This window comes from Embleya scabrispora (assembly GCF_002024165.1).
Classification (GTDB): domain Bacteria; phylum Actinomycetota; class Actinomycetes; order Streptomycetales; family Streptomycetaceae; genus Embleya; species Embleya scabrispora_A.
In genome coordinates, this window is record NZ_MWQN01000004.1 from 684,354 (window position 1) to 711,121 (window position 26,768).

Here is a 26,768-nt window from a genome sequence, read left to right on the forward strand (position 1 = left end):
GGCCAACGATGGAAGAACGCACCGCGGCGCCGACCGCTCCCGTGGCCGAGGAGGTCGGGCAGCTCTACGACCGCATGACCGACATCGCCGCCGACTTCCTCGGCGACGACGCACGGCAGGGCTACAACGCGCACCTGGGCTATTGGGACACCCCCGACAGCGAACTCACCTACGACGAGGCCACCGATCGGCTCACCGACGTCATGGTGGAACGCCTGCGGATCGGCGCCGGCGGCCGGCTGCTCGACGTGGGCTGCGGCGTCGGCGCGCCGGCGGTGCGGATCGCCCGCCTCACCGGGGCGAGCGTGACGGGCATCTCGGTCAGCAAGGAGCAGATCGCCCGCGCCGAGGCACTGGCACGGGAGACGCCGTTCCCGGACCGCCTCGACTTCCGCGTCGCCGACGCCATGGAACTTCCCTTTCCCGACGCCTCGTTCGATGCCGTGATGGCGCTCGAATCGATGTGCCACATGCCCGACCGGGTGCAGGTCTACCGCGAGATGCGGCGGGTGCTCCGCCCCGGGGGCAGGATCGTGGCCACCGACTTCCACGGCCGCAGCGCATCGCCCTCCCCCGACCGGCTGGCCCTCCAGCGGACGATGGGGTCGACGACCGTGCGGATCGACGACTATCCACAGCTGATGCGCACGTCGGGCCTGCGATTCCTGGAACTGCGGGACATCACCGACGAGACCCTGCCCAAGTCGTTCGCCTTCCTGGCCGAGCGCGCGGACAAGCTCCGCTTCGAGTTCGACGACACCGAGGCGGCCTGCTTCTACAACCCGCAGTCCGTGATCGACGTGCCCGCGCTCGGATATCTCCTCGTCGTCGCACAGCGGCCGCTCGACGGCTGAACCGCGCCCGTGAACCGAACACCCGGAGGTGGCATGGACGTCGTGGCGCAATTGCCGTTCCCACAGGCGCCGTTGCAGACCGCTCCCCGGCTGCGCGAGTTGCGCTCCCTGGGCACGGTGCACCGGGTACGCACCGCCATGGGCGACGAGGCGTGGCTGGTGACCGGTCACGCGCAGGTGCGACGGCTGCTGGACGACGACCGGCTCGGCCGCACCCATCCGACCCCGGAGACCGCGGCCCGCACCGGGGAGACGTTGTTCGACGCGGTGCTCGGCGACTTCGCCACGGAGGCGGCCGATCACGCCCGCACCCGGGCGCTCCTGCAACCGCACTTCTCGCCCAGGCGCATGCGACCGCTGCGCCCGCGCGTGGAGGCCCTGACCACACGCCTGCTGGACGAGTTGATCGCGCACGGGCCGCCGGCGGACCTGCACGCCTTGGTCGCGGTGCCGCTGCCGATCCTGGTCATCTGCGCGCTGCTCGGCGTTCCGTACCGGGACTGCGAGCGGTTCCGCGCCTGGACGGCCGATGCCGCCGATGTCGGCGATCCCGCCCGATCACGGCGCGGCCTGGCCGAACTGTACGGCTACGGACGCGAGTTGGTCGCCCGCAAGCGGGTCGAGCCGGGCGACGACGTGATCTCCCGGCTGTGCGCGGCCGAGGATGTCCGCGACGACGAGATCGCCGGGTTGTCGATGGCGCTGCTGTTCGCCGGGCAGGAGACCACGGTGGTCCAGATCGGGATGGGTGCGCTGCTGTTGCTGAGCAACCCGGACCAGTGGCGGGCGCTGGTGCACGACCCCGGGCTGGTGGCCGGCGCGGTCGAGGAGATCCTGCGTGCGTCGAACACGGGCGGCGGCGGTGGAATCCCCCGCTACGCGCGCCGGGACCTGGAGGTCGACGGAGTCGCGATCCGGGCGGGCGACCTGGTGTTGCTGGACAACGGCTCCGCCAACCACGATCCCGCCGCCTTCCCGGACCCGGACCGGATGGACATCACCCGCGCGGCCTCGGCGCATGTCACCTTCGGGCACGGCCTGCGCTACTGCCTGGGCGCGCCCCTGGCCCGCATCGAACTGCACGCGGTGTTCACCCGACTCGCCGCCCGCCTTCCGACGCTGCGCTTGGCGGTGGAGCCGGACGCGGTGCGGATGCGCCCGGACGCGGTGACCGGCGGGCCGGCCGAACTTCCGGTGCGGTGGTGACATCGAGCGCGGGCGACCGCGTCGCGCCCCGGTGCGCGGCGTCCGCCCGCACCGATACCCGAGAAAACGGAGTAGGTCATGTCCTGGAGGACTCCGGGCCATCGCAGGTCGCTGCGGCTGTTCCGGGACGGAGCGGGCGCCACGCCGGCGCACATGGCGTTCCCGTCGGCCCCGCTGCCCCACCCCGACGGGTGGTTCTGCGTCGGCTTCGGCCACGAGGTCGCCGCGGGTGAGGTGATCACCCGGCGGTCCACGGGCGAGGACGTCGTCCTGGCCCGAGGGGCGAGCGGCCGACTCCGCGCACTGCGCCCGCACTGTCCGCACCTGGGCGCGCACCTGGGTGTGATGGGCACCGTCACCGGGGACGACATCGTCTGCGGGTTCCACCGGTTCGCGTTCAGCCTGGACGGGCCCTGCCGGCGTACCGCGTACGGCGGGCCACCGCCCAGGGCGACGCTCGACACGCTGCCCGTGCGCGAGACCGGCGGCCTCATCCTCGTCTGGCGGGCCCGCGACGGCTCGCCCCCCACGTGGGAGCCGCCGGCCCTCTCGACCTCGGGTTGGCGCGCCCCTCGCGGGACGATGTACGAGGTCGCCGGGCACCCGCAGCAGATCACGGAGAATGTGGTCGACTTCGGGCACCTGGAGCACCTGCACGGAGCAACGCTCGCCGCCGCCCCCGAAGTGTCCTTCGACGGCCGGGAGTGCGGCGGGCGCTTCCGGGTCGTGCGAAGGCTCCCGCGCGTCGGGCAGGTCTCGGCGACCTACACGTTCCGGGTGTACGGCCTCGGCCTGACCGTCATCGAATGCGCCCTGTCGGACCACGTCGCGACCAGGTTCTTCGCCCTCCCCAATCCCGTCGATCCCTGGCGGGCCGAGTTCCGGTTCGCGGCCACGGCGAGGGTCGCACCGAGCGAGCGAGTGCCGAGGATGTGGTCGAAACCGGCAAGCGGCGTGGCCGCACGCCTGATTCGCGACGCCTTCTATGTCATCCACGCCCACGGCGGTTCCCTGGACCTGCCGGTGTGGCACTACCAGACGTATCGCGAGACCCCACGTCTGGCGCCCGGCGACGGGCCCATCGGCCGCTATCGCAAGTGGGCCGAGCAGTTCTACTCCACACCACCGGCGACCACCACGGGAGATTGTCATGCCGTTTGCGACGTGCATCAGCGTCAAGGACACGGCGGCCAGCATTGAGTTCTACGAGAAGCTCGGATTCGACGTCGACTCGGCGATCTCGCGCCCCGGCGACGACATCCACATGCTGCTCTACCGGGGCGACTTCTGCGGACTGCTGTACAGCAACGCCGACCTGAAGAACTGGCTGCCCGAACTCGCGGAGACCCCGATCAGCCTGGCCGGCATGCTGTACATGGGTGTCGAGGACTTCGACGGATTCCACGATCACGTCGCCCGGCACACCACCGTGATCAAGGGGCCCCTCACCGACGATGTCGGTCAGCGTGTGTTCTACTTCCGCGACATCGACGGCTACGTCATCGGCATCCACGACAACGCGGCACTGCGCGACAGCGAGTTGGGGAGGTACGCGGCGGCGCAGGACCCGGCCGGGGAGCCGCGAGGCTGACGGCCGGGGCCCGTGGTGCGGTGCGCGATCAGAGGAGGCAGGCCATCAGGCTGCGCGCCTCGACGTTGACGTAGTAGCCGAGGCGCAGAAGTCGGTTGAGCAAACCCAGCGACATCCACCGGTAGTTCGCCGGTGCCTCGATCACCTGGTCGTCCGGGATCCGGACGACCAGGTGCCTGGTGTCGGCGTGCCGGAAGCGCCCGCCGTCCTCGGACTGCACGGCGTCCACGACCACCCACGACCGATCGCAGTCCAACACCTCGGCCAGCGGCGGCAGATCCCGCGGCCCGCGATAGCTGCCCAGGGTCGACTGCACCGTCGCGGCGAGTTCGACCCGGTCGGTGGCGCCGGGCTGGGCCATCGCCTGGACCAGGAACATCAGGGTGCCTTGATGGCGCCGGCAGACGAAGCAGACGACGTTGCCAGGGTTGGGCTGCAACATCGGCTGCGCCCAGGTTCCCACTTCCCGGCTCGTCGCCCCGACCGACAGGCCGACGATGCGGAAGTGGCGTCCCTCGTGGTGCCGGATGCCCTGCTCGTCGCAGATCCATCCGGCCATCCGGGGCAGGTCGATGCGCTTGACGTCGAGGCTGAAGCCGGCCTTCTGGTCGATGAGCCAGGTCATCGCCGACGCGAGCGCGTCGTCGGAGGCACCGCTGCGGTGCGACCGGACGATCTCCCCGTGGAATCCGTCCGGTTCGCGTGCGACGCCCGCCGACGGGTTCGGCGTCGCGTAGGCGATGGCCGACAACACGGTCCGGGCGTTCATGTTCACCCGGTTGCCCTGCGCGAGCAGGCCCCGGAGCTGGCCCAGGGTCAGCCAGGTGAAGTCGTCGGCGGCCGGGACCTCTTCGTGTTCGGGCACCTCGACGATCATGTTGCGGTTTCGCTTGTAGAGGTACCACGAGGAGTGTTCGGAGAGGAGTTGGTCGAAGACGACGACGCGCGGGCCGGGGTCGAGAAAGTAGTCGAGGTAGGGGGTCGACCGACCCCCGTGCACCCGCTGATAGTTGCTGGGGGTGGCCTGCACGGTGGCGCAGTACTGGACCAGGGCGCTGTTTCCCGGCTCCATCTTCGCCTGCATCAGGAAGTGGTGGACGCCGTGGATGCGCTTGACCAGGATCCCCAGGATGCCGATCTCCGGCTGCACGATGATCGGCTGGTACCACTGCGGCGTCGGGCCGAAGTTCGTCCGGACAGAGAGCCCCTCGATGGCGAAGAAGCGGCCCGAGGAATGGCTGATCCGGTCGCCGAGATGCCAGTTCGTCAGCGAGCCGAGCGGGACCTCTTCCGTGTGGAACGTGGACGCGGCCTCGCGCTCCTTGAGAAAGGCCTCCGGGTCCGGGGTCAGCGGTGTCTCCAGGGTTCGCGCCGAGGAGAGGAAGTCCTCGGCGCCGCGGATCAGAATCGACATCCCACTCGCCCTTCGCGCGGCCCGCCCACCGGGGTCCTGCTCACGACAACTCCCCACCGGCGTCGGCTTGTAGCTCGCGCGCCATCTTCTCGATGCCGGTGTCCGGGTCCAACGGCGCGAAATCGACGAGCGATCGCAGCAGGGAGGTGTCCACCACCAGGCTGCCCAGGTCGGTGCCGGCGCTCGGTCCCCGCGCGATCGTGATGTCCTTCTTCAACACGGTGGCGACCCGGTCGACCACCTGCGCCACGGAATAGCCCACGCCGGAGCCGACGTTGACGGTGGCGGGCACGCGCGTCGGCAACGAGAGCAGATCGAGGCTCGCGCGTACGAAGTCGTCCACGTGCACGAAGTCCCGCCGCTGTGCTCCGCTTCCGTGCAGCCGGAACGGCTCGCCCGACAGCGCGCAGCGGAACGCCGCCGACACCACGCCCTGCCCCCGGGCGGCCGGAAGCAGTCGGCCGTAGACGTTGGAGCAGCGCAGGACCGTGCCGGCCAGCCCGTGCACCCTTCGGTAGAACTCCAGGTAGGACTCGCCCGTCAGCCGCGACATGCCGTACGGGGATGTGGGCTCCGCGCGATGCGTCTCGGCCCGCAGTCCCGGCTCGGGCCCCGGCGCGTAGACGCCGCCGGCCGAGGAGAGGAATACGATCCGGGTGTCGGGGCTGTGGGTGCGCACCGCCTCGCAGACGTTGATCAGCAGCGACAGCGTGTCCACGGCGTCGGCGGCCGGCGCGTACGCCGACGGAACCGGGAATCGGCCACCGGCGGCGATGACGACGACGCTCGTGTCGCGGCCCAGCACGGACGGCAGTTCGTCGGCTCCGTCGCCCCGGACGAGGCGCAGCCCTCCGGTGGACGAGGCCTGCTCGCGCAGCGCGTACGGATCGGAGCGGCCGATGACGGTCACGTCCCAGCCACGGCGTTCGGCGCCGATGGCGAGGGCGGTGCCCAGGAATCCGGCTCCGACGACGGCGGCTCTCGTCATGGACCTCCTCCGTGAATCGGGACAACTCCCTTGGAGTGCGGGCGCGTCCGGTCGGTGGGCGGGCGAACCCGCAACAACCGTCGGGTCGTCGCCGCGTCGCCGACGGCAACGCGGCTGAACGGCACCATCTTTGCCGGCCGGATGGGCGGCCGGGCTCCGGACTGCGGACGGGTACCCCATACGGAGTAGTCGTGGCGTCGATTTGAACTCGTTCGGCCCAACGAAGCGTGCAATCGCCGATGAACCCCGTGAGGCTGGGACCCGGTTCGGGGGACGGCCGCCTCAGCAAACGGAGATCCGCATGCGCGTCGTGTTCGCGACTCTGCCCGTGAAAGCGCATCTGAATACGGTGATTCCGCTCGCGTGGGCCCTGCAGAGTGCCGGGCACGAGGTGCTGCTGACCGGCGACTGGGGCCCGGAGCGCGACTCGACGCGGTACATCGAGGCGGCCGGCCTGAACGCCGTCCCCCTGGGCGGCGAAGGCGACGTGTCCCCGGTCCGCCCCGGCGAGCACAACGAATCCGACTTCCTGGCGATGGATCCGGACGAGCGGGACGAGGGTCGGTGGGTCGGCTTCCGTGAGGCCGTGCGCTTCATGTACCGGCAGGTGTACGCGCCGGAATCCGAAGTGGGCCGACAGGGCGCCCTGTTGCGGAACCTGGTCGCGTTCACCGGCTCCTGGCGGCCGGATCTCCTGCTCTGGGACGCTCTCGTGTTCCCCGCTCCGGTGGCCGCCCGGCTGTGCGGTGCCGCGCATGCCCGGATCGTCTGGGGCATGGACACGATCGGCATGCTCCGGGACCGGATCCGCACGGACCTCGACGAGCGACGCGCCGCCTCGGCGGAGGACGTCGAGGATCCGTGCGCCGAGTGGTTGCGGCCGCTGCTCGATCCGTACGGTCTGGACTTCACGGAGGAGACCCTCCTCGGTCAGTGGTCGGTCGATCTGTGCCGCCCCCACCCGTACCGCTCCCACGGCACGACCGTCCCGATGCGCCGGATCCCCTTCGGCGGAGCGACCGAACTCGTCCCGTGGCTCCGGGAGAAGCCGGCGCGGCCCAGGGTCGTGCTCACGCTCGGGACGACCAGGGAGGAGATCCACCGGCGGACGCTGGCGTTTCCGCTGCGGGACTTCCTCGACGCGGCGGCGGAGTTGGACGCGGATCTGCTGACCACGATGTCGGCCGATCGGATGTCCGCTCTCGGCCGGCTTCCGGACAATGTGCGGCCCATCGGCTACGTACCGTTCGGGCTGCTCCTGCCGACCTGTTCGGCGATCGTGCACAACGGCGGCCGGGGGACCTTCTCGGCGGCTGCCGGCTTCCGCGTACCGCAGGTGATCGTTCCGCAGCCCATGTGGGACGAGATGGTCACCGCGCGCCAGGTGACCGGCTACGGGGCGGGGCTCGCACTGGACCCGGCGGGGCTGGAGGGGGCGACCGTGTGCAAGGCGCTGGTTCGGGTTCTCGACGATCCCGGCTTTCGGGCCGGGGCTCATCGCCTGTACGTCGACACGATGTCCGACCCCGCGCCGACGGACTGCGTTGCCCGCCTGGAGCAACTGACCACCCTCCATCGCGCGTGAGGAATCGGCCCTTTCATGGTTCTTCCGAGCGACGGTGAGCCCCGCCCGTACTATCTCGTCTGCCCGGCGGGAATTCCCAACTACGGCGACGAACTCATCGCCATCACCTGGCTGCGGCATCTGGCCCGAGTGGCTCCCGAGGTCGACGTGGTCGTGGACTGCCTCTATCCCGAGGTGGCCGTCCGGCACATGGACGGCGTGCATCCGCGCGCTCGTTTCACCAGCGTGCTGTGGCGGTTGTGCCTGCGCCACTGGCCCGGCGACGACCCGGAGGCGACCTGCGCGGGTGTGGCGGACGCGGTGCGCACCCCGACGTCCGTGCCCGAACTGGCCGACGGGATCTCGGTACTGCGCGGCGCGGCGGTGGTGCACCTGGTCGGTGGCGGCTTCCTCAACGGCATCTGGCCGGTGTTCGTCGGGCTGTTGGCGGGCATCGCCGTCGCCGCCGAGACGGGCGACGCGAGGACGGCGATGACCGGGCAGGGATTGTGGCCGCCGGCCGACGCCGCCGGGTCGACCCGGTCGCTGATCGGGCGGTTCGACGTGGTCGACGTCCGCGACACGGCCTCGGCGGAGTTCGCCGGGCTCGCCCCGTCCGCCGACCACTGCGACGACGTGTTCCTCGGATTCGGCCCGCACCTGCTGCGCGCCGACGAGGAGCGGGTGCCGGAGGTCATGGTGAGCGTGCAGTCGCTGCTGACCGAGAACGAGGGTGCCGCCGAGGCGACGGTGCGCTTCGTGTCCGAGGTACTGCGCGCGTGGCGGGTGACGGACGTCGGCCTGCTGGAGTGCTCCCCCGACAAGGATCGGGACGTCCTGGCCATCGCCCAGATGCTGCTGCCCGGTGCCCGCCGGTACTCGCTCGGCGACGTCCTGGCCCACGGCCTGCCCGCGCGCGCCGGCCAGTGCTGGATCAGTACCCGTTTCCATCCGCACATGGTGGCCGGCGCGGCCGGCGCGCACGGGGTGGCCCTGGTGGTGCGGGACGACTACTACGACATCAAACATCGTTCGCTGATCGACTCCGGCTCCGCCTGGCGGCTGCTCCGACCGCCGGAGATTCCCGAACGCCCCACCACCGGCGGGTACGGTGCCGAGCGATTGGCCGAACTGCGCACCGCCAAACTGGCCGTGGCCGAGCGGATCTATGGGCGTGGTTCCGGGTGAGACACATGGAACTGCTGCTGATCGGACTGTCGGGGTTCGCCCGGCGCCGGGTGTTGCCCGCCGTCGCGTCGATGTCCGAGATTCCCACCATCGACATCGCCAGTCGCCACGCCACGCCGAACGACGTGGCGGGGATCCCGAAGCTGGGCCGGCTCCACGGCGACTGGCGCCGCGCGTTGGCGACGCGCCGACCGGGTCTGGCGTATGTGTCCCTGGTCAACAGCGAACATGCCGTCGCGGTCCGGGAGGCGCTGGGGCTGGGGTGGCACGTGGTGGTCGACAAGCCGGCTCTGCCGGGCGCGCGGGCGGCGGCCGAGATGGTGGAACTGGCGAGGTCGTCGTCCCTCGTGCTCGCCGAGGCGACGTGTTATGCGTTCCACCCGATGTTCCCCGTCGTCCGGAAGCGGGCCGCCGATGCCACCAAGGTGGTGGCCGTCTTCACCCCGCCGGTGCCGGCGGGGGACTTTCGCCATGATCGGGCGCGCGGCGGCGGCGCGCTCCTCGACACCGGGCCCTATCTCGCGTCGTTGGGGCGGGTGTTGTGGGGCCTGGAGCCCGAGGAGGTCGGCGTGATGGTGACCGACCGCACGGCCGACGGCCTCGACCTCTCGTACAGCGCACTGGCCCGATACGCCGAGGGAAGGACCGTCGTCGGCCACTTCGGTTTCACCAGCACGTACCGCAATGCGCTACAGCTGCTGGGCAGGCACGAAGTCGTCGACGTCGAGCGGCCGTTCTCGATGCCGCCGGAGAACGAGACGAGGGTGACGATCCGCAAGGACGACGAGGAACGCATCCACCGGGTCGCGCCCGCCGACAGCATGCGGCTCTTCCTGGACCGAGTGGTCGATGCCGCGTACACCGGCTCCCGGGAATTCGACGAACCGCTGCTCGGCGACGCCCGGACCCTCGACCGCCTGATCCGGGCCGCGAACGGCGACCGAACGCTGCCGTTCTAGAGTTCCCGGGCTCGCCGGGCTGGGGTTTCGTCGGGTCCGGGCGCCGAACCGGAACGGGGCCTGCGACTTGTCGCCGCGGGGAACCGTCCCTCGGGCGCCGACGTCACATCACCATGGCCGAGTCGAATGCACGACCACCCGCCACCGCCCGGACGATCCTTGTCGTCGCCGCCGGACTGATCGCCGTCGCCTGCGTCGGAATCGCGCTGTGGCTCCTGCTCGCGGATGACGGCGAGGAGAACCACACGGCGGGAGAGCCGGTCCACTCGGTGTCCGACACACCCGTCGGCGCACCGACCACCGCCCCCGCCACCTCGCCCGCCGCCACACCCACCGCGTCCCCCGCCGAGACGGCGATCCCGCCGAGCACGACACCGCCCGGCGCCACACCCGGCGGCACGCGGACCCCCGCCGTCCCCGCCGACGGACGCGTCGACACGCGCACCATCTCCTTCGCCGAGGCACGCGGCCTGCCCAAGGTGTTCGCCGTCGCCGAATCGGCGGCGCAGGACGCGGACGTCCTGGCGGGCGTATTCGCCGGAAGCCCGAACAAGCGCCCGGCGGAACCCACCCCCGCAACGGACTTCGTCCGCAACGTCGTGGTGACCGTGACCGTCGACGCGGGCTGCCTCGACCCCGAGGGGGCCCGGCTGTTCGCGACCGGGAACCGGCTCCGGCTCGACGTACGCCTCCCCGATCGCAGCCCCCCGCCGGAGTGCCTCGCCCCGTACATCCGGCTGGCCCGCTTCGAGGTGCCGCGCGCGTCGCTGCCGCAGCGTCCGGTCCTGGACGGCAAGTCGCCGTCGACACCGGACGCGAACTCCCGTCCCTGACCGGCGCGTCGCTCCCGAACCTCCGGGGCTCGCGGATCCGCGGGTGCGCGGGGCCGGGCACCGGGCGCCGCGTCGCTCTCAGCGGGCGAGGTCGACCGCCCGCCGCAGGTCGCCGACGTATGTCTCGGGGTGTTCCCAGGCGGCGAAGTGGCCGCCTGCGTGGTGCTCCACGTATTCGCGGATGTTCAGGAACGTCTCCGCGTAGCTTCGGGGTTCGGGTTTGAGGTCGTGCGCGAACACGGAGAGCACGGTCGGCGTTTCGACGCGGCCGGGGAGGGTGACCGGTTCGGCATAGGTGGCGAAAGAGGTGCCGATCGTGCCGGTGGCCCAGTAGGCGGTGACCCAGGTGAGCAGATCGTCCGGGGTGAACGCCGCCTCGTCGGACCAGGATTCCAGTTTCTCGACGATCCACGCGGCGAGGCCGGCGGGCGAGTCGCCGAGGGCCGCGGCGAGCGTGTTCGGCCGTGTCGACTGCTCGGCGATGTACCCGCCTTCGGCCCGGAACCACCGCGCGGTCCGCCCGAGGTAGTCGGCCGCGTCGGGCGCGAGCTTCGCCGGGTCGGCGGTGAGCGCGTGCTGCGGGGCGATGTTCGTGAGGTGCAACGCGGCCACCCGGTCCGGGTGTTCGGCCGCGAGGAGTTCCGCGATGGTGGCACCCACGTCGCCGCCGGACACCGTGTAGCGGGAATGGCCGAGCGCGTCGAGCGCGTCCGCGACGATCCCGGCGATCGCCCCGGCCGACATGCCCGGCGTGGTGAGCGGTGCCGCGAACGGGAAGCCGGGCAGCGCGGGAACCACCACGTGCATGTCCGTGAGCAGCGGCAGGACCCGCTCGAACCGCAGCACCGAGTCCGGCCAGCCGTGCAGCAGCACGACCACGGGGGCGCCGGGGTTCGCGGAGCGCTGGTGGATGACCCGCAGGTCGCTCTCGCCCGCCCGCACCGTCACCCACGGGAGTTCGCCGATGCGGCGCTCGTGCACGTCCCAGTCGTACCCGTTCGCCCAGCGTTCGAGCAGTTCGTCGAGGCGGGTGCCGCCGAGGCCGCGGGTGGCGTCGTCGCTCCACGGGGTCGCCACGCGTCGCGTCCGCCGGATTCGCTCTCGCAGGTCATCCATCATGTGTACGAGAATACACACGTTGTATATGCTCATACACATGACGTCTCGGAACGCGACCGCGACCAGGCAGCGGATCCTGGAACACGCACGACGCCAGTTCGCCCGGCACGGGTACACGGCGGTCACCGTCAAGGGTGTGGCCGACGCCGCCGGCGTGTCGCCCAACCTCATCACGCGCTATTTCGGCGGCAAGGACGGCCTGTTCCTGGCGGCGACCCGGGTCGAACTGCCCGTCGAGAACTCCGTCGACGGCGACCGCTCCACGCTCGGCGCGCGCCTCGCGGCGAGCATCGTGCGGCGTTGGTTCGGTACATCCGGGGAGGACCCGCTGCTCGTCCTGCATCGCGCGTCCGGCGAACGCCCGGAGGCGGCGGAGGCGCTGGCCGCCTTCCTCGACAAGAGCTCCCTGGAACCCCTGCACCGCTACCTGCGCGGCACCGGCCTGCCCGACGCCGAGGCCCGCGACCGGGCCGCGGCCATCGACGCCTTCGTCCTCGGCGTCTCCGCCCGCCGCCGCGTCCTGCGCGCCGAACTCGGCGACCCGGCCGGCCTGCGGGCCTGGCTGGCCACCACCATCCAGCGCCTGGCCGACGGTTGAGATCCTGGTGATATCTCAGTCTGATACTGTTGTGATCTCAATGCTCATTGCGGCCGCCGGACGGAGCGGCTCCGACGGGAGATTGTCGTGACCACCGCACTGATCATCGGTGACCTCCAGCAGGGCATCACCGGCAGCTATCCCTTCGCCCGACAAGTCCTGCCCCGGCTCGGCGAGTTGTTGCCGCGGGCCCGCTCCGCCGGTGCTCTCGTGGTGTTCGTGCGCTTCGCGTTCCGCGGCAACGGGGCCGATCTCCTCCGGGACAACGCGCTGTACCGGACGTTCTACGAGGCCGGCGACGCCTTCCACGAGGGCACCGCCGGCACCGAGCTCGCCCTGCCGGTCGCCGACCAGGACGTCGTCGTGCTCAAACGCCGCACGAGCGCGTTCGCCGGCACGGATCTCGACCTCGTACTGCGGGCGCGCGGCGTCGACACGATCGCGATCACCGGCGTCGCCACCGGCGCCATGGTCGCGGCCACCGCCTACGACGGGGCCGATCGCGGATACCGGGTGGCCGTGCTGCGCGACGGCTGCGCCGACGGCGATCCGGCCATCCACGACTTCTTCATGGACGCCGTCTTCCCGAGCCGCGGATTCGCGGTGATGCCGTGCGCGGCCTGGCATCCGGAACCGCTCGGCCACCCCGCGCGTGTCGCCGGCTCCTAGGCGGGCGGCAGCGGTGAGACGGGCATCTCGATCGGCGCCTTGTTGACGGAGGCGCTTCGGGCCAGGACCTGGAGCACGTCGCGATGCACGCGCTCGCATCGGCTGCGCATCGCCTCGTGGGTGCCGGCCACGTCCCGCGCGCGCAACCGTTCGAAGACGGCCGCCAGTTCTCCGGGCGGGCTCGCGGCGTCGGGGGCGATCAACGCGGCCATGCGCAGGACCCGTTCCAGTTCGTCCAGCACGTCGACGATCGCCTTGGCCAGACGGTTGTTGCCGCCGGAGTTGGCGATGATGGCCTCGAATTCGATCGAGGCCCGCAACGCCTCCTCCTGGCCCAACTCGCCTGCCGCGAGCGCGAAATGCACCCGGGACAACACTTCGAGCCGCTCCAGCGCGGGCCCGTCGACACCTCGGCGCGCCGCCGCGGACGCGGCCTCCCCGGCCAGCAGCGTGCGCAATCCGCAGAGGTCGTCGGTGTCCTGGAGCGTGATCGGCCTGACGACGTAACCCGCGCGCGGCAGCGCGGCCACGAGCCCGTCCCGCCGCAGTCGGGCCAGCGCCTCGCGTACCGGCGTCTTGCTGATGTCCCACTGCCGCGCGAGCGAGGTCTCGGTGAAGCTGCTACCGGGCGACAGCGTCAGGTCGATGAGCTGACGCCGGATCGCCCGGTAGGCCTGGTTCGTGCGATCGAGGCCGGTCTCCTCCGCGCCGACCAACAACAATGCGGGGATATGCGGCATTCCCGTGATCACCGAATCGTCTTCACGAGCATCTTTACGCACCTCGCCAGCGTACCACCGCACCCAATTGATACAGCAGTTTGTCCCGCTGCCGGCCCTCCGGCATATATGGATAAGGAATCCCGTATTCCAAGAGGGCAATGGAGGCAATGGAGGCAATGGAGGCAATGGACCGGCGGATTCGTCAGGTATCCATCGCCGCTCGTTCGGCCGCACTGCGCAGCACACAGAATTCGTTGCCCTCGGGATCGGCGAGAATCACCCAACCCGATCCGTCCGGATTCCGGTGGTCGGCGAAAAGCGTGGCCCCCAGGCCGAGCAGTCGCTCCACCTCCTCGTCGCGCGACGTCTCGGGGCGCAGACACAGATGGACCCGGTTCTTGACGGTCTTGGCCTCGGACACCTGGTTGAAGAACAACACCGGACCGTCCGCGAGTTGCACCTCGGTCTCCCGCGCGCCCGGTTTGTCCTCCGGATGCAGCGGGCGGCCGGTCACCCCGCTCCAGAACCGAGCCAACTCGTAGGCATCCGCACAGTCGATCGCCACATTCTGCAATACCGAGACCATGGGCATGATTCTTCCCGATCCTCGTGCCGAACACCCGGGTAGGCAGTAGTCGATCAACGGTGTTTCGGCTCACTTTCGGGCGGTCGACGCGCCACTGTTGTATCCAACCGGACCTGCCGCACCGGAGCGTGCACGGCGTGGCGGGTCGAACGACCGGAGGATCGTGTGTCGGACGGGACGCAGCTCTACCGCAGCACCGGGGTCGCCCTGCTCCGGGCGGCGGTGACACCGTTGGGCGAAATGCCCACGCGGTGGCCGGACTTCGACGACGCGTCCGACTGCGTGGCCTGGTTGCGGCGGACGTGGTCGCGACCCGGGCTTGTCGCCGGCGTCACCGCCGCAGGCCCCACCCTCGCGCGCCGGGTCGAGGCGCTGATCGCCGGCACCGACGACGGCGACCCGAAACGGGTGCGCCGGGCGACCGCCGCCGTGGTCCGCTATGTGCTGCGCAGCGCCGGACGCCCCACGCCCTTCGGCCTGTTCGCCGGTGTCGCGCCGTTGACCGTGGGCGCGCACGCTCGGGTCGACTGGGGGTCGCGGCATCGGCCGGTGGCCCGGGTCGACACCGAATGGCTTGCCGACGTCGTCGACCGACTGGAGGCGTGTCCGGAGCTGTTGGCCCGCGTGGACGTGGTGTTCGGCCGGCCGGTGACCGAGCGGGGCGACCGATTGGAGTTGGCGAACGGTCCGTTCCGGGTGAGCGTGCGCCGTACGCGGGCCGTGCTCGCGGCGCGGGAGGCAGCGGCGTCGCCGGTGCGTTTCGGCACGCTCGTCGACGCCGTGGCCGAGGCGTTTCCCCGGGTCGACCGCGTCCGGGTCGAGGCCCTGTCGACCGACCTCCTGCGGCGCGGCTTCCTGATCAGCGCGTTGCGCGCGCCGATGACCGTCACCGACCCGCTCGCGCGGCTCGTGGACGAACTCCGGCGGGTGCACGCGGACGGGGTGCCCGCCGTGGCGCCGCTGGTGGCCGGGCTGCGCCTGGTGGCCGAGGGTGTGCACCGACACAACGAGGCGTCGCTCGCCGACCGCGCCGCGCTGCGGGCCGAGCTGGGTGCGCGGATGCGTACGCTGTCCGATGCGGGCCGTACCGCGCTCGGCGTGGATACGCGGCTCGACTGCCGGGTCGCCGTTCCCCATGCGGTGGCGTGGGAGATGGAGCGGGCCGCGAGCGCGTTGTTGCGTACCACGCGTCGGCCCGGGGGCGAGCCGGCGTGGCGGGCGTACCATGCCGCGTTCGTCGACCGGTACGGCGTCGGGACGCCGGTGCCCCTGACCGATGTCGTCGACCCGGACACCGGGCTCGGCTATCCCGCCGGATACCCCACCGCCGCCGAGGCCGCGCCGGTCGAGACGGCGACGCCGCGCGACGACCTTCTGCTCGCGATGGCGTGGCAGGCCATGGCGGACGGTGTCGGCGTGGGCGAGGTCGGCTTGACCGACGCGGACGTGCGTACCCTGGCCGACGGCACGGGCTTCGACGAGCGGCGGATACCTCCGCACCTCGAACTGTCCGCGCGCGTACACGCCCGCGGCGTTCGGGCGTTGGATCGTGGGGAGTTCACCCTCGTGGTCGCGCCGGCGGGCGCGGCCGGGACGATCACCTCGCGGTTCACCCCGACGGCGACCGGTTCGGGTCTGGAGGAGGTGTACCGGACGTTGCCGCCCGCGACCGAGGGCGCGTTGCGGGTGCAGTTGGCCACGCCGCCGGTGTACGCCCATGCGCAGAACGTCGGCCGCGTCCCGGGGTATCTGCCCCATGTCCTGTCCCTGGGCGAACACCGCGGTCCCGACGACCCGCACATCGCCGTGGACGTCCGGGACTTCGCCGTGCTGGCCACCTCGACCGGTTTGCACCTGGTCGATCGCTCACGGCAGCTCGTCGTGGAGCCCCAAGTGTTCCATGCCCTCGCCCTGCACCGGCAGGTGTCCCCGCTCGCGCGGTTCGTCGCCCGGCTGCCGCGTGCGTTGGGGGCCCAGTGGTACGAGTTCGACTGGGGGCCGCGGGCGCAACTCCTGCCCTGGCTGCCCAGGGTGCGGTACGGACGCTCGGTGCTCTCCCCCGCGCGGTGGCGGCCGACCGGGGACGACCTGCCGGCCGCGAGCGCCGACCAGAACTCGTGGCGATACGCCCTGGAAGCGTGGCGCACCCGCTGGAAGTGCCCGGATGTCGTCGAGTTGCGTGACGGCGCCGACCGCACCCTGCGCCTGTCCCTGGACGAGCCCGCGCACGCCGAACTGTTGCGCGTCCACATGGCCAAGCGCGGACACGCGATCGTGCACGAGGCCGCGTCGGCCGCCGAGTTCGGGTGGATCGACGGCCACGTCCACGAGATCGCCCTCCCCCTGGTCGCCCGCCGACCGCCCGCACCCTCGCCGTTGATCGGTCTGCCGGGGCTCACGGCCGACCCCGTGTGCGGCGCGGCGCCCGGATCGGCGAGCGAGGAGTGGGTGTTCGCGAAGGTCCACACGCATCACGAGCGCTTCGACGAGATCATCGCCCACCGCCTGCCCGAACTCGCGGCCGCGCTGGACCGGGACCGCGCCCGGTGGTTCGTGCGTTCCCGCGGCATCTGTGAGAGGGACCATCTCCGGCTGTACATCCACACCCCGGACCCGCACGACCGAGCGGCCGTGATGGCGGCGGCCGAGCGCTGGATCCGGGAGTTGCGTGCCGGGCGGGCCGCGTCCCATCTCGTGCTGGACACCTACCGGCCCGAAGTCGGCCGCTACGGCGCCGGAGCGGCCATGGCGGCGGCCGAGCGGGTCTTCGCCGCCGACTCGCGCGCGGTGACCGCGTGGCTGGCGCACGCGCCCACGATCGACCTCGCGCCGCTCGCGTGGGCCGCGTTGTCGATGGTGGGCATCGCATGCGCCTTCCACGGCGGACCCGGTGAGGGCATGCGGCGCCTGGCCGTACGACCGATCGGCGCGGCGCCGCCGGTGGAGCGGGCGATCGCGGACACCGTACCGACCCGGATCACCGCCGACGGCGTCGATCTGGCGGGCCTGCCGGAGGAGTTGACCGCGGCCTGGGCGGCCCGTGCGGACGCCCTGGCCGCCTACCGAGAGTCGCTGCCCGCCGAAACCGACACCGACGCCGTCCTGGACGCGCTCCTGCGCCTGCACCACAACCGCGCCCTGGGGATCGACCCGACCGGGGAACGAACCTGCCGACGCCTCGCCCGCCAGGCCGCCTTGGCCTTCCGGGCCCGCCCGGTCGGCCCGTGAGCCGACCGGGCGGAACCTTCCGGACCGCTACCGGGGCCGGATCACGACACGAGGTTCCGCTCCTCGGGTTCGGTCGGGTGCGCCGCCTACCACTTGTGCCGCTCGGGCTACTTGGGAAGGTTCCAGAGTTGGCCCTTGCCCGTGTTGGCGGAGTGGAGCTGCACCACCGTGCTGTTCGCGGTGCTTCCGCCCTTCACGTCCAGGACCTTGCCGCTCGCCACGTGCACGATGCGGCCCTTGGCGTCGATCCGCCACTTCTGCGCGGCGCTGCCGTTGCAGTCCCACAGCGAGATCTTGGTGCCGTCGGCGGACGCGTTGCGCGCGTCGTCCAGGCACTTGCCCATCGAGCGCAGCGTGCCGTCCGGGTACCGGATCCAGGACTGACCCGGGCCGGTGTTGCAGGTGTAGATCTGGATCTGGGTGCCGTTGGCCGGCTTGCCGCCCTTGACGTCCAGGCACTTCCCGGCGATCCCGGTGATCCTGCCCTGTGGGGGCACCGGAGCGCCGGCCGCGGCGGCCAGCGTGCGAAGCCCCTGCACGTCGAACTGCTGCACGTACTGGCCCGCTCGGGAGTCCGGGTAGGCGTTCAGGCGGGTGCACATGACCGGGTTCTCACCCGAGTCGGTACCGGTGGCGCACTTGCCGGGTGTGTCGTCGGCGTGCGCCAGACCCAGGGTGTGGCCCAGTTCGTGGCTGACGTGGTTGCGCATGCCGACCTCGCCGAAGCGCGCGGTGGGCTTGCCGTCGGCGGTGAAGAAGGACGTGTTGATGTACGCGTGCCCGCTGGTCACCGTGTCCGGGGTACTGCGCGAGTGGAACCCGCAACTCCACCCCGGCGTCCCGGATCCGTCCATGACGACCTTCCACGGACTGCCGTCGGTGGTCGTCACGCACGGGTTGAGGAACGCGCCGATCACGATCTCGCCCTTGGGACGGACGTAGTCGTGACCGACGGGCCTGGTGTCGACCTTGATCGGCAGCGCCGTCTCGTGCTGGATCTCGGCCGCGGAGCGTTCGACGTACGGCGCCAGCCAGTCGACCGACTTCTGATCGTAGAACTTGATCGTGTAGCCGGTCGACAGCAGCTTCGCCGCGCCGGCCGACTTCCACCCGGGCCCGGACGGCGCCGCCGCGGCGGCGGAGACGGCCGTACGCTGCCGGGCGGCGGCGAGCGGCGGAATCGTCATCCGGCCATGGACGAACGCGGTGCCGTCGACATCCGACCAGCCGGAGTCGGGCGCCTCGACCCCGTCCAACGCCTGCTGAACCGGCACCGCATCCGGGTGGGCGTCCCGGTCGTCCTGATCGCCGAACGCCGAGCCCGACAGTTGCAATCCACCGACGATCGCAGCGGTCGCCGCGAATGCGGCGACCAACGATATTCGGCGTTTCCCCGTGACTTTCAAATCCCCGTAACCCTTCGTTCACGGCCGTGAACGCGCCTTCCGGCACCGGCCGAAAAACACCGTACAGGTCACCGGTCGCAACGGTTTTCGCCCCCGCGTCCCCCGCGCAACCCGACCCCGCGCCGCGCGATCGGGATGGTCGAAACCCCCCGGCGCGCTACGCGCGGATGGCTGCGTGGGCGGCTTCGATCAGGATGTGGGGGTCGATGTGGAGAGCGCGCAACGCGCGGGCGGCCGTGCCGTGTTCGAGTTCGGCGACGGCGATCAGGACGTGGGCCGTGCGCAGGTTCTTGGGGCGGTCGGCCTTGGCCAGGGCTGTCGCGCGCTGGAATACCTCGTTCGCGGTGCCGGAGGCTCGGTAGGGTCCGCGCGGGGCGGGGGCGGGTGTGGGGGCGGGGATCGTATCGGTGTCGATCCCGACCGAACGCAGCGCGGCGGCGTGGGATTCGGCCAGGGCGCGGCGGACGTCCTCGACGGTGGCACCGGATGCGGCCAGTGCCGTCCGGGCGGAGTCGTCGGGGAGGGTGAGGGCGGCCAGGAGCAGGTGCTCGGGGCCGGGGGTTTCCTCGCCGAGCGCGCGGGCCTGCTCCTCTGCGCCGGTGAGGAGACGCTTCATCGCGCCCATGTCGTGTATCGCGGTGCGGATGCCCACGGTGGATCTCCTTGCCGGGCCGGTGGATCACCGGTCCTGGGGTGGTGGCGTTCGTCGGGAGGGTGACAGTCGTTTGTGGGCGGCCTGGGCACTCATGCCCAGGGCCTGACCGATGTGGTTCCAGGTCCAACCCTGGGCGAGGGCGTGGTCTACCGCCGCTCGCTCCAGCGCCGCGGCGAGGCCGCGCAGTGCGACCACGGCCGCGAACGCGTCCTCCGGTTGCTCGGGCGAGGGAACGTCCTTGGCGTCGATCACACATCAACTTTAGTTGATGGACGCGCAAGCCGTCAACAAAAGTTGATGAGGCGCGCGGGGTCGGGTCAGAGCGCGAACGGATACACCGGCACCGGCCCGCCCCCCGCGTCCGCGTACGGTGCCGGCCGGCCGAGGGCCGGCCCGAGTGTCGTGGTGCCCGGCGTCGCGCGGTTGCGGAGGCCGGTGTCGTAGGCGTCCATCGCGGCTTCGGTGCGGCCCGAGCGGCGCAGCAGGTCGCCCGGAAGCATGCACAGGTCGGCCAAGTCCCCCACCGCCCCGCTGCGTTCGAGGACGTCGAGCGCGCCGACGCAGTGCTCCTCGGCGCATTCCGGCTCGCCCCGCTCCTCGGCCATCAGACCGAGCAGCCGATGGGCGCCCGCCGCGTGCACCGCACCGCGGGTGTCGTCGAGGTCGAGCACGCCCGACAACAACTCCCGCGCCTCCTCGTGCCGGCCGAGGCGGCGCAGTACGTCGGCCGGTTCCACCTCGACCTGGGCGGTGAACAGGCGGGCGCGTGCGGCCACCGGCATCTCGCGCGCGGTGCGCAGTTCGGTCTCGGCGGCGTCGAGCGCGTCGTGCTGGGCGTGGACGTAGCCGCGCATCCAGTGGCAGTGGGCGAGTTCGGTACGCAGATGCAGCTGCTGGTAGAGCTCCTGCGCCTTGGCCGGCGAGGCGTCCGCGTCGGCGATGCGGCCCTCCGCGAGCAGCGTGCGGGCGACGCTGCGATGCATGCCGGCCACCAGCGCGGGATCGGGGACCCGCGGCGCCGGCGCGAGGGCGACCTCGGCGGCGTGTGCGGCGCGGACGTACGCCCCCATGTCCATGTAGGGCGCGATGGAGGCGGCGTGCAGGAGGACGAGCGCGTCGGGGTCGTGCAGGTCGTCGCCGGCGAGTTCGTCCAGCGCGGTCTCCAGCACGTAGCACGCGTAGCGCGGTTCGCCGGCCAGGAAGTGCGCCACGGCCCGGCCGCGGATCGCGCGGGCCCGGCGGGGCGCGGGTTCGCCGGCGAGTAGCCGCTCGGCCGCCTCGAAGTGGGCGCGGGCCCGGGCCGGTTCGCCGGTGGTCAGCGCGCATTCGCCGAGTCCGATCCGGGCGCCGGCCTGCTCGACCGGCAGCGCCGGGCGCTCGGCGTCGGCGAGCAGTTCCCCGTAGCGCAGGGCGGCCCGCTCGGGGGTGCCGGTGGCGAGCAGGCGCTGGGCGTCGGTGAGCGCGAGGCGCAGTTCCGTGGGTGACCGGTGGTCAGCTCTTCGTAGTTGGTGCCGAGTTGCCCGGCGAGGAAGCGCAGGGCGGCCTCCGAGGGACGGGCCTTGCCCGATTCCAGGGTGGAGATGTGGGCCGCGGTGTACCTCGGCTCGGCGAGCCGGCGTTGCGTCGATCCCAGTTGGTTGCGCGTACGTTGGATGCGCCTTCCGATCTCGGCCGGCTCGTCCATCGGGTACCCCTGCGGTAGTTCCTCCCCCGAGGCATTGTGCGGCAACGTCTCGACGCCTGGCTTGAGTTCGGACTTGGATTTCCTGAAGTCCGGATCCATCCCCCTCGCGTGCCAAGGAGAATCCCTTGCGCAGATCGAGTACATCCCGCCGCGGACGCGTGCTCGCGGCCGCCGCGGCCGCCCTTCTCGTGTGCACCGTCGTCACCGCCCCGGGTGCGGCCGCCGGTGCCGCCACAGGACGACCGACCACCGACCGGGTCCACGTCGAGATCCCCGGCCCCGAATCCGCGGCGCCCACCGCGCTCGCGCAACCGCACACCGAGGCGGGCTCCGGATACACCCGGGTCCCCCGGCGGGGCAGGGACGGATCACCACCCGGCGCCCTCGCCGCCGAAACCGCGTCGGGCGACGGCGCGATCACCAGCATCGTCGACAACGGCCCCACCGCGGACCGCCTCGACATCGTCTTCGTCGGCGACGGGTACACCGCGGCCGAACTCGAGCGGTTCCACACCGACGTCAGGGCTCGCTGGGCGGAGATCGTGGCCGTCGAGCCGTACACCACGTACGCGAGTCTCTTCAACGTCTGGGCGGTGGACGCGGTTTCACGCCAGTCCGGAGTGTCCGGCGATCCGTCCCGGGACGTGGTCCGCGACACGGCGATCGGTTCCTATCTCTGGTGCGAGAACACCGAACGGCTGCTGTGCGTCGACGAGGCCAAGGTCGACGCGTACGTCGGCAAAGCCCCCGCCGTCGACCTGGTGATGGTGCTCGCCAACAGCGGCAAGTACGGCGGTGCCGGCTACAACACGCCCAGCCCGACGCTCGGTTACGAGGGCATCGCCACCTCCTCCGCGCACAACGCCCAGTCGGGCCAGGTCGCCATCCACGAGACGGGGCACTCGCTCGGCAAGCTCGCCGACGAGTACTTCTATCCCGGCGTCCCCGGCTACGAGCACTACACCGGCCCCGAACCGGGCGAGTCCAACATCACCGAACTGTCCGCCGCGCGCATGCGGAGCACGCGCACCAAGTGGTACCGCCGGCTGGGCCGGACGTCACCGGACGGCGGCACGGTCGGCGCCTACACCGGCGGTGGCTACTACGTGACGGGCCTGAACCGGCCGACGGACGGCTCGCTGATGCGCTTCACCGGCAAGCCCTTCAATCTGCCCGGTGTCGAGGCGATGATCGCCGGTTTCCACCGGCACGCCTCCGCGGCACGCGCCCTCGCCCCGACGGCGCGGACGTTGCGCGCCGGGGACAGCGCGCGCATCGCCCTGGCCCGACCCGCCGGTCCGGCCGCGCGACCGCTTCGGGTGCGGTGGTACCTCGACGACAAGCCGCTGGAGCCACCGGCGTCGGAGGACGCGGTGCAGGTCTCGGAACTGCGCCTCGATCCGCGTCGCCCGGGGCCGCACCGGTTGACCGTGGTGGTCGTCGACCCGACGGACTCGGTCCGTGACCCCGCCATCGCCCAAACCCTGCGGACGAGTCTGACCTGGACCGTCCGGGCCTGATCCGGGTCGTCGGGGACCGACCGCTCGCACCACCGGCAGCACGGCGACCCCGGCGCGCCCCTCGCGCCGGGGTCGCGCCGTTGCGCCCGGTCCCCACGGGAGCCGACCGCCGCGGGAGCCGACCGCCGCGTCGTGGCCGTTCCGCCACGACGGTGCGTACGGGGTCGTATCCGCTTCGCATCCTCCGCCTCGGATAATGTGGGCGTACCGAGGTCGAAGCCTGTCGGACGATCCTCGCGCCCGTCCGGAGGGAAATCGCGATGCCGACCACTCGCCACGAGGAGCTGCGCGCTGCGATCGTGCAGGCCCGCGAGGCGCTCACCGCGCATCCGGACGCCGCGACCTCCCCGGCCCTTGCCGACCTCGTCGCCGCCGCGGAGCCGTTCGCCAACCTCACCCAGGCGGTACCGCCGCCGACGACGCGGCAGTTCCAGGCCAACCTGCGGCCCGACCCGTGACCCTCGACGCGCGATCCCGGCTCAGGCCGCGTGGCGGTTGTGGTGCCGGCGGGTGTTTCTTCTGCGCAGCGCGCGGCGCTCGTCCTCACTGAGGCCGCCCCACACACCGCTTTCCTGCTTGGTCTCCATCGCCCACGAGAGGCAAGCCTCGATCACCGGGCACTGACGGCAGACCGATTTCGCCTGGTCGATCTGCTCTCTGGCCGGACCGGAGTTGCCGACCGGGAAGAACAGTTCGGGGTCTTCGTGCGTACAGGCAGCGGCGGATCGCCAGTCCATGTCTTCCTTTCCGACCGCGCCGACGGGCACGGTCCTGCGGTTCGGGTTCTCGGCCCTGCTGCCCGGGATACCTCCTCCCAACCGGCCGAGTCGGCAGAAACCGGGGGAAGTTCGCGGATGCCCGCCGCCGCGATGCTACGCGGCGCCTTCGCACGGCCGTCGCTCACACTCGGACCTCGTCGACGGCCGGGAGAGCGAGTCGCAACGTGTCCTCCGCCGCGTCGGGCTCGGCCAGCAGGGCCGGAAGGAGCAGCCGCCACAGGTCGGCGAGGTCGTTCTCGATGTCGGCACGGCCGGAGAGCGCGTCGGAGACCGTATGCAGGCCGAAGAACGCGTGGATGATCGCCTTCGCCGCCCCGGCCGAGTCGATCCGGTCCGCGAGTTCGCCCTCCTCCCGCGCCCGCTCGAGGAGGGCCCGGACGGCGGCGATCCAGCCCACGAACGGAGCGGGCAGCGTCGCGTCGATCCCGTACCGCTCGCTCCACAACCGCGCACCACCGCGCACGAGCGGATCGTCCCGAAACGCCCGGGCCACCGCGAAGCTCAACCGCACCAGGCCCACCACCGCCGGCACACCGGCCCCGGCGTGCCGTTCGATCAACACCGGCCAGGCGTCGAAGTGTGCCTCGACGATCGCGCGGGCCAGGGCGTCCTTGTTCGAGAAGTGGAAATAGATGGCCCCGCTGGTGAGTCCCGACGCGTTGCCGATGTCGCTGATGCTCGTACCCGCGAAACCTCGCTCGTGGAACAGACATGCCGCGGTCTCCATAAGAGACCGGCGAGTCGCCCCTGCCCGTGCCTGCACGTGCCACCTCCAACTCGAACGCCCGGTTGGCAGTCGTCCGTCCTCGGCCGCACCGGCGCCGGATCGTCGGGCCTGACGCCCCGTCGCCCGACGGGTGGAACGAAGACGACATGCACCTTCCCGGCACCTGGGTTCTGCTTGTATTCATGGTTGCTTTTGGCGGCGGCTCGGCGTCCTCGCACTCGTCGACGAGAGCGCTGAGCTGGTCGCGCACCGTGGAACGGGAATCGGTGCATCGAGTGTCGGTGGCCGAGGTGCTGCTCACCGACGTGGTCCGGGTCGCGGACACGACCTTCCTGGCCGCCGCCCAGTGGCCCCGCTCCCATCCCACGTTTCGCCCCACCGACGACGGTGGCCACAGTCGGCTGATGGTCCTGGAAACCCTCCGTCAGCTCGGAATCTTCATCCCGGGGCAGTTCTATGCGGTGCCTCCGGAGGCACACTTCCTGATCAAGGACCTTTTCTACGGTGTCGACGCCTCGGCTGAGCCGCGTTCGCCGCATGGCGCCTGCGATATCACCTGTTTGGCGGAGGTCGACGACTTCCGCCCCACGCCCGACGGCCGCGGATTGCGGGGGGTACGGCTGCGGATGCGGCTCTCGGTCGGCGCCACGACCTTCGCCCGCGCGGGGGGCAACGCGCGCTTCGTGGACCCCCACACCTACGCGGCGCTGCGCCGGGGTGCCACGGGGGCGGGTGCGGCGACTGCGCGCGTGCGGCCGACGCCGGAGGCGGTGGACGTGACGCTACCCCGGGACGTGCTGGTCGCCGGGCCCGACGGCGGTGTCCTGGAGGTGGATCCGGCCGATCGGCTGCATCCGTTCTTCTTCGACCACGCCGGCGATCACGTGCCCGGGATGGTGCTCGTCGAAGCCGCCCGGCAGGCGATCGCGCTCGTGAGCGGCGGCGAATTGCTCCGGCCGACGGCGTTTCGCCTGCGTGCTCCCCTGTTCACCGAGTTCGACCCGCCCGCGCGGATCGAGTGCACGCTGCACCACGGGCGACAGGCCGCGTTCCGCTTCCGTCAGGGCGGGGTGTACACGGCCCTGGGGGCGGCGCGCTACCGCTGACGACGTCGACACGCAGACGATCCGTCGACATTTGAATACGGACAGTATTCGACCTAGCGTAATGATCGTTATGTTTCGGGACAAAACCCGCTCGCCGACGTCTCGGGCGGAGTTGTCGCCCCGGAATCCACATCTCTCGATCGGACGGCTCACCCATGGCAGGAAATTCCCTTCTCTCCTGGACTCCGGCGGCAATCGTCTTCGATTGCGACGGCACGCTGATGGACAGCGAGCGCCACTGGGAAGAGGCACGCGAACTGGTGCTGCGCGGATACGGCATGGACACCCCGGACGACTTCGGCGAACGCACGAAGGGCCTGCATTTCACCGAATGCGGACGGGTCATGACCGAGATGGCAGGACTCTCCGCCGGTCAGGCCGACCAGGTGACGGCGCAACTGCTCGACCACTTTCGGAAGTTGGTCGCCGCCGCCCCCGTGACCATTCCCGGCGCGAGCGAATTCGTGCGGCTGACCGCCGACTTCGCGCCGTTGGCCGTGGCGAGCAATTGCCCGCGCGACGTCGTGGAGTCGGGGTTGGCACAGGCCGGGCTGCTCCCGTACTTCACCGACATCGTGGTCCCGGACGCGACGTTGCGTCCCAAGCCCGACCCGGACGTCTATCTCGCGGCGGCGCGGGCCTGCGGCGCCCCGCCGTCCGTATGCCTGGCGGTCGAGGACTCCTACTGCGGCATCCTGTCCGCTTCACGCGCGGGCCTGCGGGTCCTGGGCGTGGGGCCCGCCCCGCGGGACGAGGAACTGGCCCTCGCCGACATGTGGGTATCCACGTTGGCCGACGCCGCCCTGGTCGCCTGGGCCGAGTCGCGCGAGCCGGTGGGCGCCTGCGTACGCATCTGATCGCCGCCCGATCGTCGCTCTCCGCGACCGAGCGGACGGAGGTCGCGGAGAGGCGGCGGTTGTTCATCCGTCGTGCGCAGAGGTGCCCGGTGGATGGAAGCAGGCGGTGACGGCCTTGCCGTGCGGGGTGGGGTGGGTCCCCCATTCGTCGGCGATCGCGTCGACGATGGCCAGGCCCCGGCCCGATGTGGCGAGACCCTCGGGGCCGCGCGGGGCCGGCAGCCCGGGGCCGGTGTCGGCGACGTAGACGTTCAGGCAGCGGCTGTCCCAGGCCAGGACCAGTCGGGCCGTGCTGCGCGCGTGGACGTGGGCGTTGGTGATCAACTCCGAGACCGTGAGCAGGATGTCGTCCACCGTCTCCGAGGCGTCCGCCGTCCATGCCAGGCCGGCCAGCCGCTCCCGGGCCCAGCGCCGGCCCGCCTCCACACCGCCGCCGATCGGAAAGGAGTGTGCCCACCCGACCGCTCGCAGGTCCGCCATGTCATGCTCCTCTCGCCGGATAGCCGTCAACCGAA

General features: G+C 71.4%; 26 protein-coding genes and 1 pseudogene. 15 read left to right on the plus strand and 12 right to left on the minus strand.

Annotated features, from left to right (window positions below):
- Positions 1–8: 8 nt before the first annotated feature.
- From B4N89_RS43500 to B4N89_RS43515, 4 genes are all read left to right on the plus strand, one after another.
- Positions 9–854 (plus strand): SAM-dependent methyltransferase, encoded by an 846-nt coding sequence (locus B4N89_RS43500; protein WP_078982131.1) that lies wholly within the window; start codon positions 9–11, stop codon positions 852–854.
- Between the two features lie 33 nt (positions 855–887).
- Positions 888–2,060 (plus strand): cytochrome P450, encoded by a 1,173-nt coding sequence (locus B4N89_RS43505; RefSeq protein ID WP_078982132.1) that lies wholly within the window; start codon positions 888–890, stop codon positions 2,058–2,060.
- A gap of 78 nt (positions 2,061–2,138) precedes the next feature.
- Positions 2,139–3,260, plus strand: a complete 1,122-nt coding sequence (locus B4N89_RS43510; protein WP_078982133.1) for a Rieske 2Fe-2S domain-containing protein — start codon at positions 2,139–2,141, stop codon at positions 3,258–3,260.
- Positions 3,211–3,651 carry a VOC family protein gene (locus B4N89_RS43515; protein WP_078982134.1) on the plus strand — a complete coding sequence of 147 codons (441 nt, stop codon included), beginning with the start codon at positions 3,211–3,213 and terminating at the stop codon, positions 3,649–3,651. Before B4N89_RS43510 ends, B4N89_RS43515 begins: the two co-directional genes overlap by 50 nt.
- 28 nt (positions 3,652–3,679) lie before the next feature.
- Here B4N89_RS43515 and B4N89_RS43520 read toward each other — a convergent pair whose 3' ends face one another.
- Complete coding sequence (locus B4N89_RS43520) at positions 3,680–5,065, minus strand: NDP-hexose 2,3-dehydratase family protein (protein ID WP_078982135.1); 1,386 nt, start codon at positions 5,063–5,065, stop codon at positions 3,680–3,682.
- Positions 5,066–5,105: 40 nt separating this feature from the next.
- The gene (locus tag B4N89_RS43525; RefSeq protein ID WP_161501025.1) at positions 5,106–6,053 is read right to left on the minus strand and encodes an NAD-dependent epimerase/dehydratase family protein; all 948 of its coding nucleotides are present in this window, start codon (positions 6,051–6,053) and stop codon (positions 5,106–5,108) included.
- Positions 6,054–6,354: 301 nt separating this feature from the next.
- On the opposite strand from B4N89_RS43525, the gene B4N89_RS43530 reads away from it, so the two are divergent.
- The 4 genes from B4N89_RS43530 (at position 6,355) to B4N89_RS50375 (ending at position 10,597) form a co-directional block, all read left to right on the plus strand.
- Entirely contained in the window at positions 6,355–7,638 is a 1,284-nt protein-coding gene (locus tag B4N89_RS43530; protein ID WP_078982137.1) for a nucleotide disphospho-sugar-binding domain-containing protein, read from the plus strand.
- Positions 7,639–7,653: 15 nt separating this feature from the next.
- Complete coding sequence (locus tag B4N89_RS43535; protein ID WP_078982138.1) at positions 7,654–8,805, plus strand: polysaccharide pyruvyl transferase family protein; 1,152 nt, start codon at positions 7,654–7,656, stop codon at positions 8,803–8,805.
- A 5-nt stretch (positions 8,806–8,810) separates the two neighbouring features.
- Positions 8,811–9,764: a Gfo/Idh/MocA family protein gene (locus tag B4N89_RS43540; RefSeq protein WP_078982139.1), complete on the plus strand. Its 954-nt coding sequence runs from the start codon at positions 8,811–8,813 to the stop codon at positions 9,762–9,764.
- A gap of 113 nt (positions 9,765–9,877) precedes the next feature.
- On the plus strand, positions 9,878–10,597 hold the full coding sequence (locus B4N89_RS50375) for a hypothetical protein (RefSeq protein ID WP_078982140.1): 720 nt from the start codon (positions 9,878–9,880) through the stop codon (positions 10,595–10,597).
- 78 nt (positions 10,598–10,675) lie between these two features.
- Here the strand turns inward: B4N89_RS50375 and B4N89_RS43550 are convergent, their stop codons facing one another.
- A complete protein-coding gene (locus B4N89_RS43550) occupies positions 10,676–11,716 on the minus strand; it encodes an epoxide hydrolase family protein (RefSeq protein WP_078982141.1) in 1,041 nt (346 codons plus the stop codon).
- 37 nt (positions 11,717–11,753) lie between these two features.
- Between B4N89_RS43550 and B4N89_RS43555 the strand changes: the two genes are divergently transcribed.
- Both B4N89_RS43555 and B4N89_RS43560 read left to right on the plus strand, forming a co-directional pair.
- A complete protein-coding gene (locus B4N89_RS43555) occupies positions 11,754–12,314 on the plus strand; it encodes a TetR/AcrR family transcriptional regulator (protein WP_078982142.1) in 561 nt (186 codons plus the stop codon).
- Positions 12,315–12,401: 87 nt separating this feature from the next.
- Positions 12,402–12,983 carry a cysteine hydrolase family protein gene (locus B4N89_RS43560; protein ID WP_078982143.1) on the plus strand — a complete coding sequence of 194 codons (582 nt, stop codon included), beginning with the start codon at positions 12,402–12,404 and terminating at the stop codon, positions 12,981–12,983.
- Here the strand turns inward: B4N89_RS43560 and B4N89_RS43565 are convergent.
- Both B4N89_RS43565 and B4N89_RS50380 read right to left on the minus strand, forming a co-directional pair.
- Positions 12,980–13,723, minus strand: coding sequence for a GntR family transcriptional regulator (locus B4N89_RS43565; RefSeq protein ID WP_078982144.1), 744 nt, complete (start codon positions 13,721–13,723; stop codon positions 12,980–12,982). The genes B4N89_RS43560 and B4N89_RS43565 overlap by 4 nt on opposite strands.
- Positions 13,724–13,907: 184 nt before the next feature.
- Positions 13,908–14,291 (minus strand): VOC family protein, encoded by a 384-nt coding sequence (locus B4N89_RS50380; protein WP_161501036.1) that lies wholly within the window; start codon positions 14,289–14,291, stop codon positions 13,908–13,910.
- Positions 14,292–14,456: 165 nt separating this feature from the next.
- Between B4N89_RS50380 and B4N89_RS43575 the strand changes: the two genes are divergently transcribed.
- The gene (locus B4N89_RS43575) at positions 14,457–17,519 is read left to right on the plus strand and encodes a lantibiotic dehydratase (RefSeq protein ID WP_235619334.1); all 3,063 of its coding nucleotides are present in this window, start codon (positions 14,457–14,459) and stop codon (positions 17,517–17,519) included.
- A gap of 107 nt (positions 17,520–17,626) precedes the next feature.
- Here B4N89_RS43575 and B4N89_RS43580 read toward each other — a convergent pair whose 3' ends face one another.
- The 4 genes and pseudogenes from B4N89_RS43580 to B4N89_RS43595 form a co-directional block, all read right to left on the minus strand.
- Entirely contained in the window at positions 17,627–18,853 is a 1,227-nt protein-coding gene (locus B4N89_RS43580; RefSeq protein WP_235619335.1) for a ricin-type beta-trefoil lectin domain protein, read from the minus strand.
- 229 nt (positions 18,854–19,082) lie between these two features.
- Positions 19,083–19,577 carry a Clp protease N-terminal domain-containing protein gene (locus B4N89_RS43585; protein ID WP_078982147.1) on the minus strand — a complete coding sequence of 165 codons (495 nt, stop codon included), beginning with the start codon at positions 19,575–19,577 and terminating at the stop codon, positions 19,083–19,085.
- A gap of 27 nt (positions 19,578–19,604) precedes the next feature.
- Positions 19,605–19,832 (minus strand): hypothetical protein, encoded by a 228-nt coding sequence (locus B4N89_RS43590; protein WP_078982148.1) that lies wholly within the window; start codon positions 19,830–19,832, stop codon positions 19,605–19,607.
- Positions 19,833–19,897: 65 nt separating this feature from the next.
- Positions 19,898–21,264, minus strand: a pseudogene (locus B4N89_RS43595) (transcriptional regulator).
- A 125-nt stretch (positions 21,265–21,389) separates the two neighbouring features.
- On the opposite strand from B4N89_RS43595, the gene B4N89_RS43600 reads away from it, so the two are divergent.
- Both B4N89_RS43600 and B4N89_RS48470 read left to right on the plus strand, forming a co-directional pair.
- A complete protein-coding gene (locus tag B4N89_RS43600) occupies positions 21,390–22,784 on the plus strand; it encodes a M64 family metallopeptidase (protein WP_414646474.1) in 1,395 nt (464 codons plus the stop codon).
- 260 nt (positions 22,785–23,044) lie between these two features.
- Positions 23,045–23,242 carry a hypothetical protein gene (locus B4N89_RS48470; RefSeq protein ID WP_101897548.1) on the plus strand — a complete coding sequence of 66 codons (198 nt, stop codon included), beginning with the start codon at positions 23,045–23,047 and terminating at the stop codon, positions 23,240–23,242.
- 21 nt (positions 23,243–23,263) lie between these two features.
- On the opposite strand, the gene B4N89_RS43610 is transcribed toward B4N89_RS48470, so the two are convergent.
- Together B4N89_RS43610 and B4N89_RS43615 are read right to left on the minus strand one after the other, a co-directional pair.
- A complete protein-coding gene (locus tag B4N89_RS43610) occupies positions 23,264–23,521 on the minus strand; it encodes a WhiB family transcriptional regulator (RefSeq protein WP_078982414.1) in 258 nt (85 codons plus the stop codon).
- A 163-nt stretch (positions 23,522–23,684) separates the two neighbouring features.
- The gene (locus B4N89_RS43615; protein ID WP_235619336.1) at positions 23,685–24,290 is read right to left on the minus strand and encodes a ScbR family autoregulator-binding transcription factor; all 606 of its coding nucleotides are present in this window, start codon (positions 24,288–24,290) and stop codon (positions 23,685–23,687) included.
- Positions 24,291–24,472: 182 nt separating this feature from the next.
- Between B4N89_RS43615 and B4N89_RS43620 the strand changes: the two genes are divergently transcribed.
- Entirely contained in the window at positions 24,473–25,396 is a 924-nt protein-coding gene (locus B4N89_RS43620) for a ScbA/BarX family gamma-butyrolactone biosynthesis protein (protein ID WP_078982415.1), read from the plus strand.
- 155 nt (positions 25,397–25,551) lie between these two features.
- Complete coding sequence (locus tag B4N89_RS43625) at positions 25,552–26,253, plus strand: HAD family hydrolase (protein WP_078982152.1); 702 nt, start codon at positions 25,552–25,554, stop codon at positions 26,251–26,253.
- A 63-nt stretch (positions 26,254–26,316) separates the two neighbouring features.
- Here the strand turns inward: B4N89_RS43625 and B4N89_RS43630 are convergent, their stop codons facing one another.
- Positions 26,317–26,733 (minus strand): ATP-binding protein, encoded by a 417-nt coding sequence (locus B4N89_RS43630; RefSeq protein ID WP_201261172.1) that lies wholly within the window; start codon positions 26,731–26,733, stop codon positions 26,317–26,319.
- Positions 26,734–26,768: the final 35 nt, after the last annotated feature.

Bases quoted from the DNA above. Each gene is read 5' to 3' on its own strand.
- B4N89_RS43520 (WP_078982135.1), bottom strand. From the start codon at position 5,065: ATGTCGATTCTGATCCGCGGCGCCGAGGACTTCCTCTCCTCGGCGCGA.
- B4N89_RS50380 (WP_161501036.1), bottom strand. From the start codon at position 14,291: ATGGTCTCGGTATTGCAGAATGTGGCGATCGACTGTGCGGATGCCTAC.
- B4N89_RS43630 (WP_201261172.1), bottom strand. From the start codon at position 26,733: ATGGCGGACCTGCGAGCGGTCGGGTGGGCACACTCCTTTCCGATCGGC.
- B4N89_RS43540 (WP_078982139.1), top strand. From the start codon at position 8,811: ATGGAACTGCTGCTGATCGGACTGTCGGGGTTCGCCCGGCGCCGGGTG.
- B4N89_RS43615 (WP_235619336.1), bottom strand. From the start codon at position 24,290: ATGGAGACCGCGGCATGTCTGTTCCACGAGCGAGGTTTCGCGGGTACG.
- B4N89_RS50375 (WP_078982140.1), top strand. From the start codon at position 9,878: ATGGCCGAGTCGAATGCACGACCACCCGCCACCGCCCGGACGATCCTT.
- B4N89_RS43610 (WP_078982414.1), bottom strand. From the start codon at position 23,521: ATGGACTGGCGATCCGCCGCTGCCTGTACGCACGAAGACCCCGAACTG.
- B4N89_RS43550 (WP_078982141.1), bottom strand. From the start codon at position 11,716: ATGATGGATGACCTGCGAGAGCGAATCCGGCGGACGCGACGCGTGGCG.
- B4N89_RS43515 (WP_078982134.1), top strand. From the start codon at position 3,211: ATGCCGTTTGCGACGTGCATCAGCGTCAAGGACACGGCGGCCAGCATT.
- B4N89_RS43555 (WP_078982142.1), top strand. From the start codon at position 11,754: ATGACGTCTCGGAACGCGACCGCGACCAGGCAGCGGATCCTGGAACAC.
- B4N89_RS43505 (WP_078982132.1), top strand. From the start codon at position 888: ATGGACGTCGTGGCGCAATTGCCGTTCCCACAGGCGCCGTTGCAGACC.
- B4N89_RS43510 (WP_078982133.1), top strand. From the start codon at position 2,139: ATGTCCTGGAGGACTCCGGGCCATCGCAGGTCGCTGCGGCTGTTCCGG.
- B4N89_RS43625 (WP_078982152.1), top strand. From the start codon at position 25,552: ATGGCAGGAAATTCCCTTCTCTCCTGGACTCCGGCGGCAATCGTCTTC.
- B4N89_RS43500 (WP_078982131.1), top strand. From the start codon at position 9: ATGGAAGAACGCACCGCGGCGCCGACCGCTCCCGTGGCCGAGGAGGTC.
- B4N89_RS43530 (WP_078982137.1), top strand. From the start codon at position 6,355: ATGCGCGTCGTGTTCGCGACTCTGCCCGTGAAAGCGCATCTGAATACG.
- B4N89_RS43565 (WP_078982144.1), bottom strand. From the start codon at position 13,723: ATGCCGCATATCCCCGCATTGTTGTTGGTCGGCGCGGAGGAGACCGGC.
- B4N89_RS48470 (WP_101897548.1), top strand. From the start codon at position 23,045: ATGCCGACCACTCGCCACGAGGAGCTGCGCGCTGCGATCGTGCAGGCC.
- B4N89_RS43525 (WP_161501025.1), bottom strand. From the start codon at position 6,053: ATGACGAGAGCCGCCGTCGTCGGAGCCGGATTCCTGGGCACCGCCCTC.
- B4N89_RS43620 (WP_078982415.1), top strand. From the start codon at position 24,473: ATGGTTGCTTTTGGCGGCGGCTCGGCGTCCTCGCACTCGTCGACGAGA.
- B4N89_RS43535 (WP_078982138.1), top strand. From the start codon at position 7,654: ATGGTTCTTCCGAGCGACGGTGAGCCCCGCCCGTACTATCTCGTCTGC.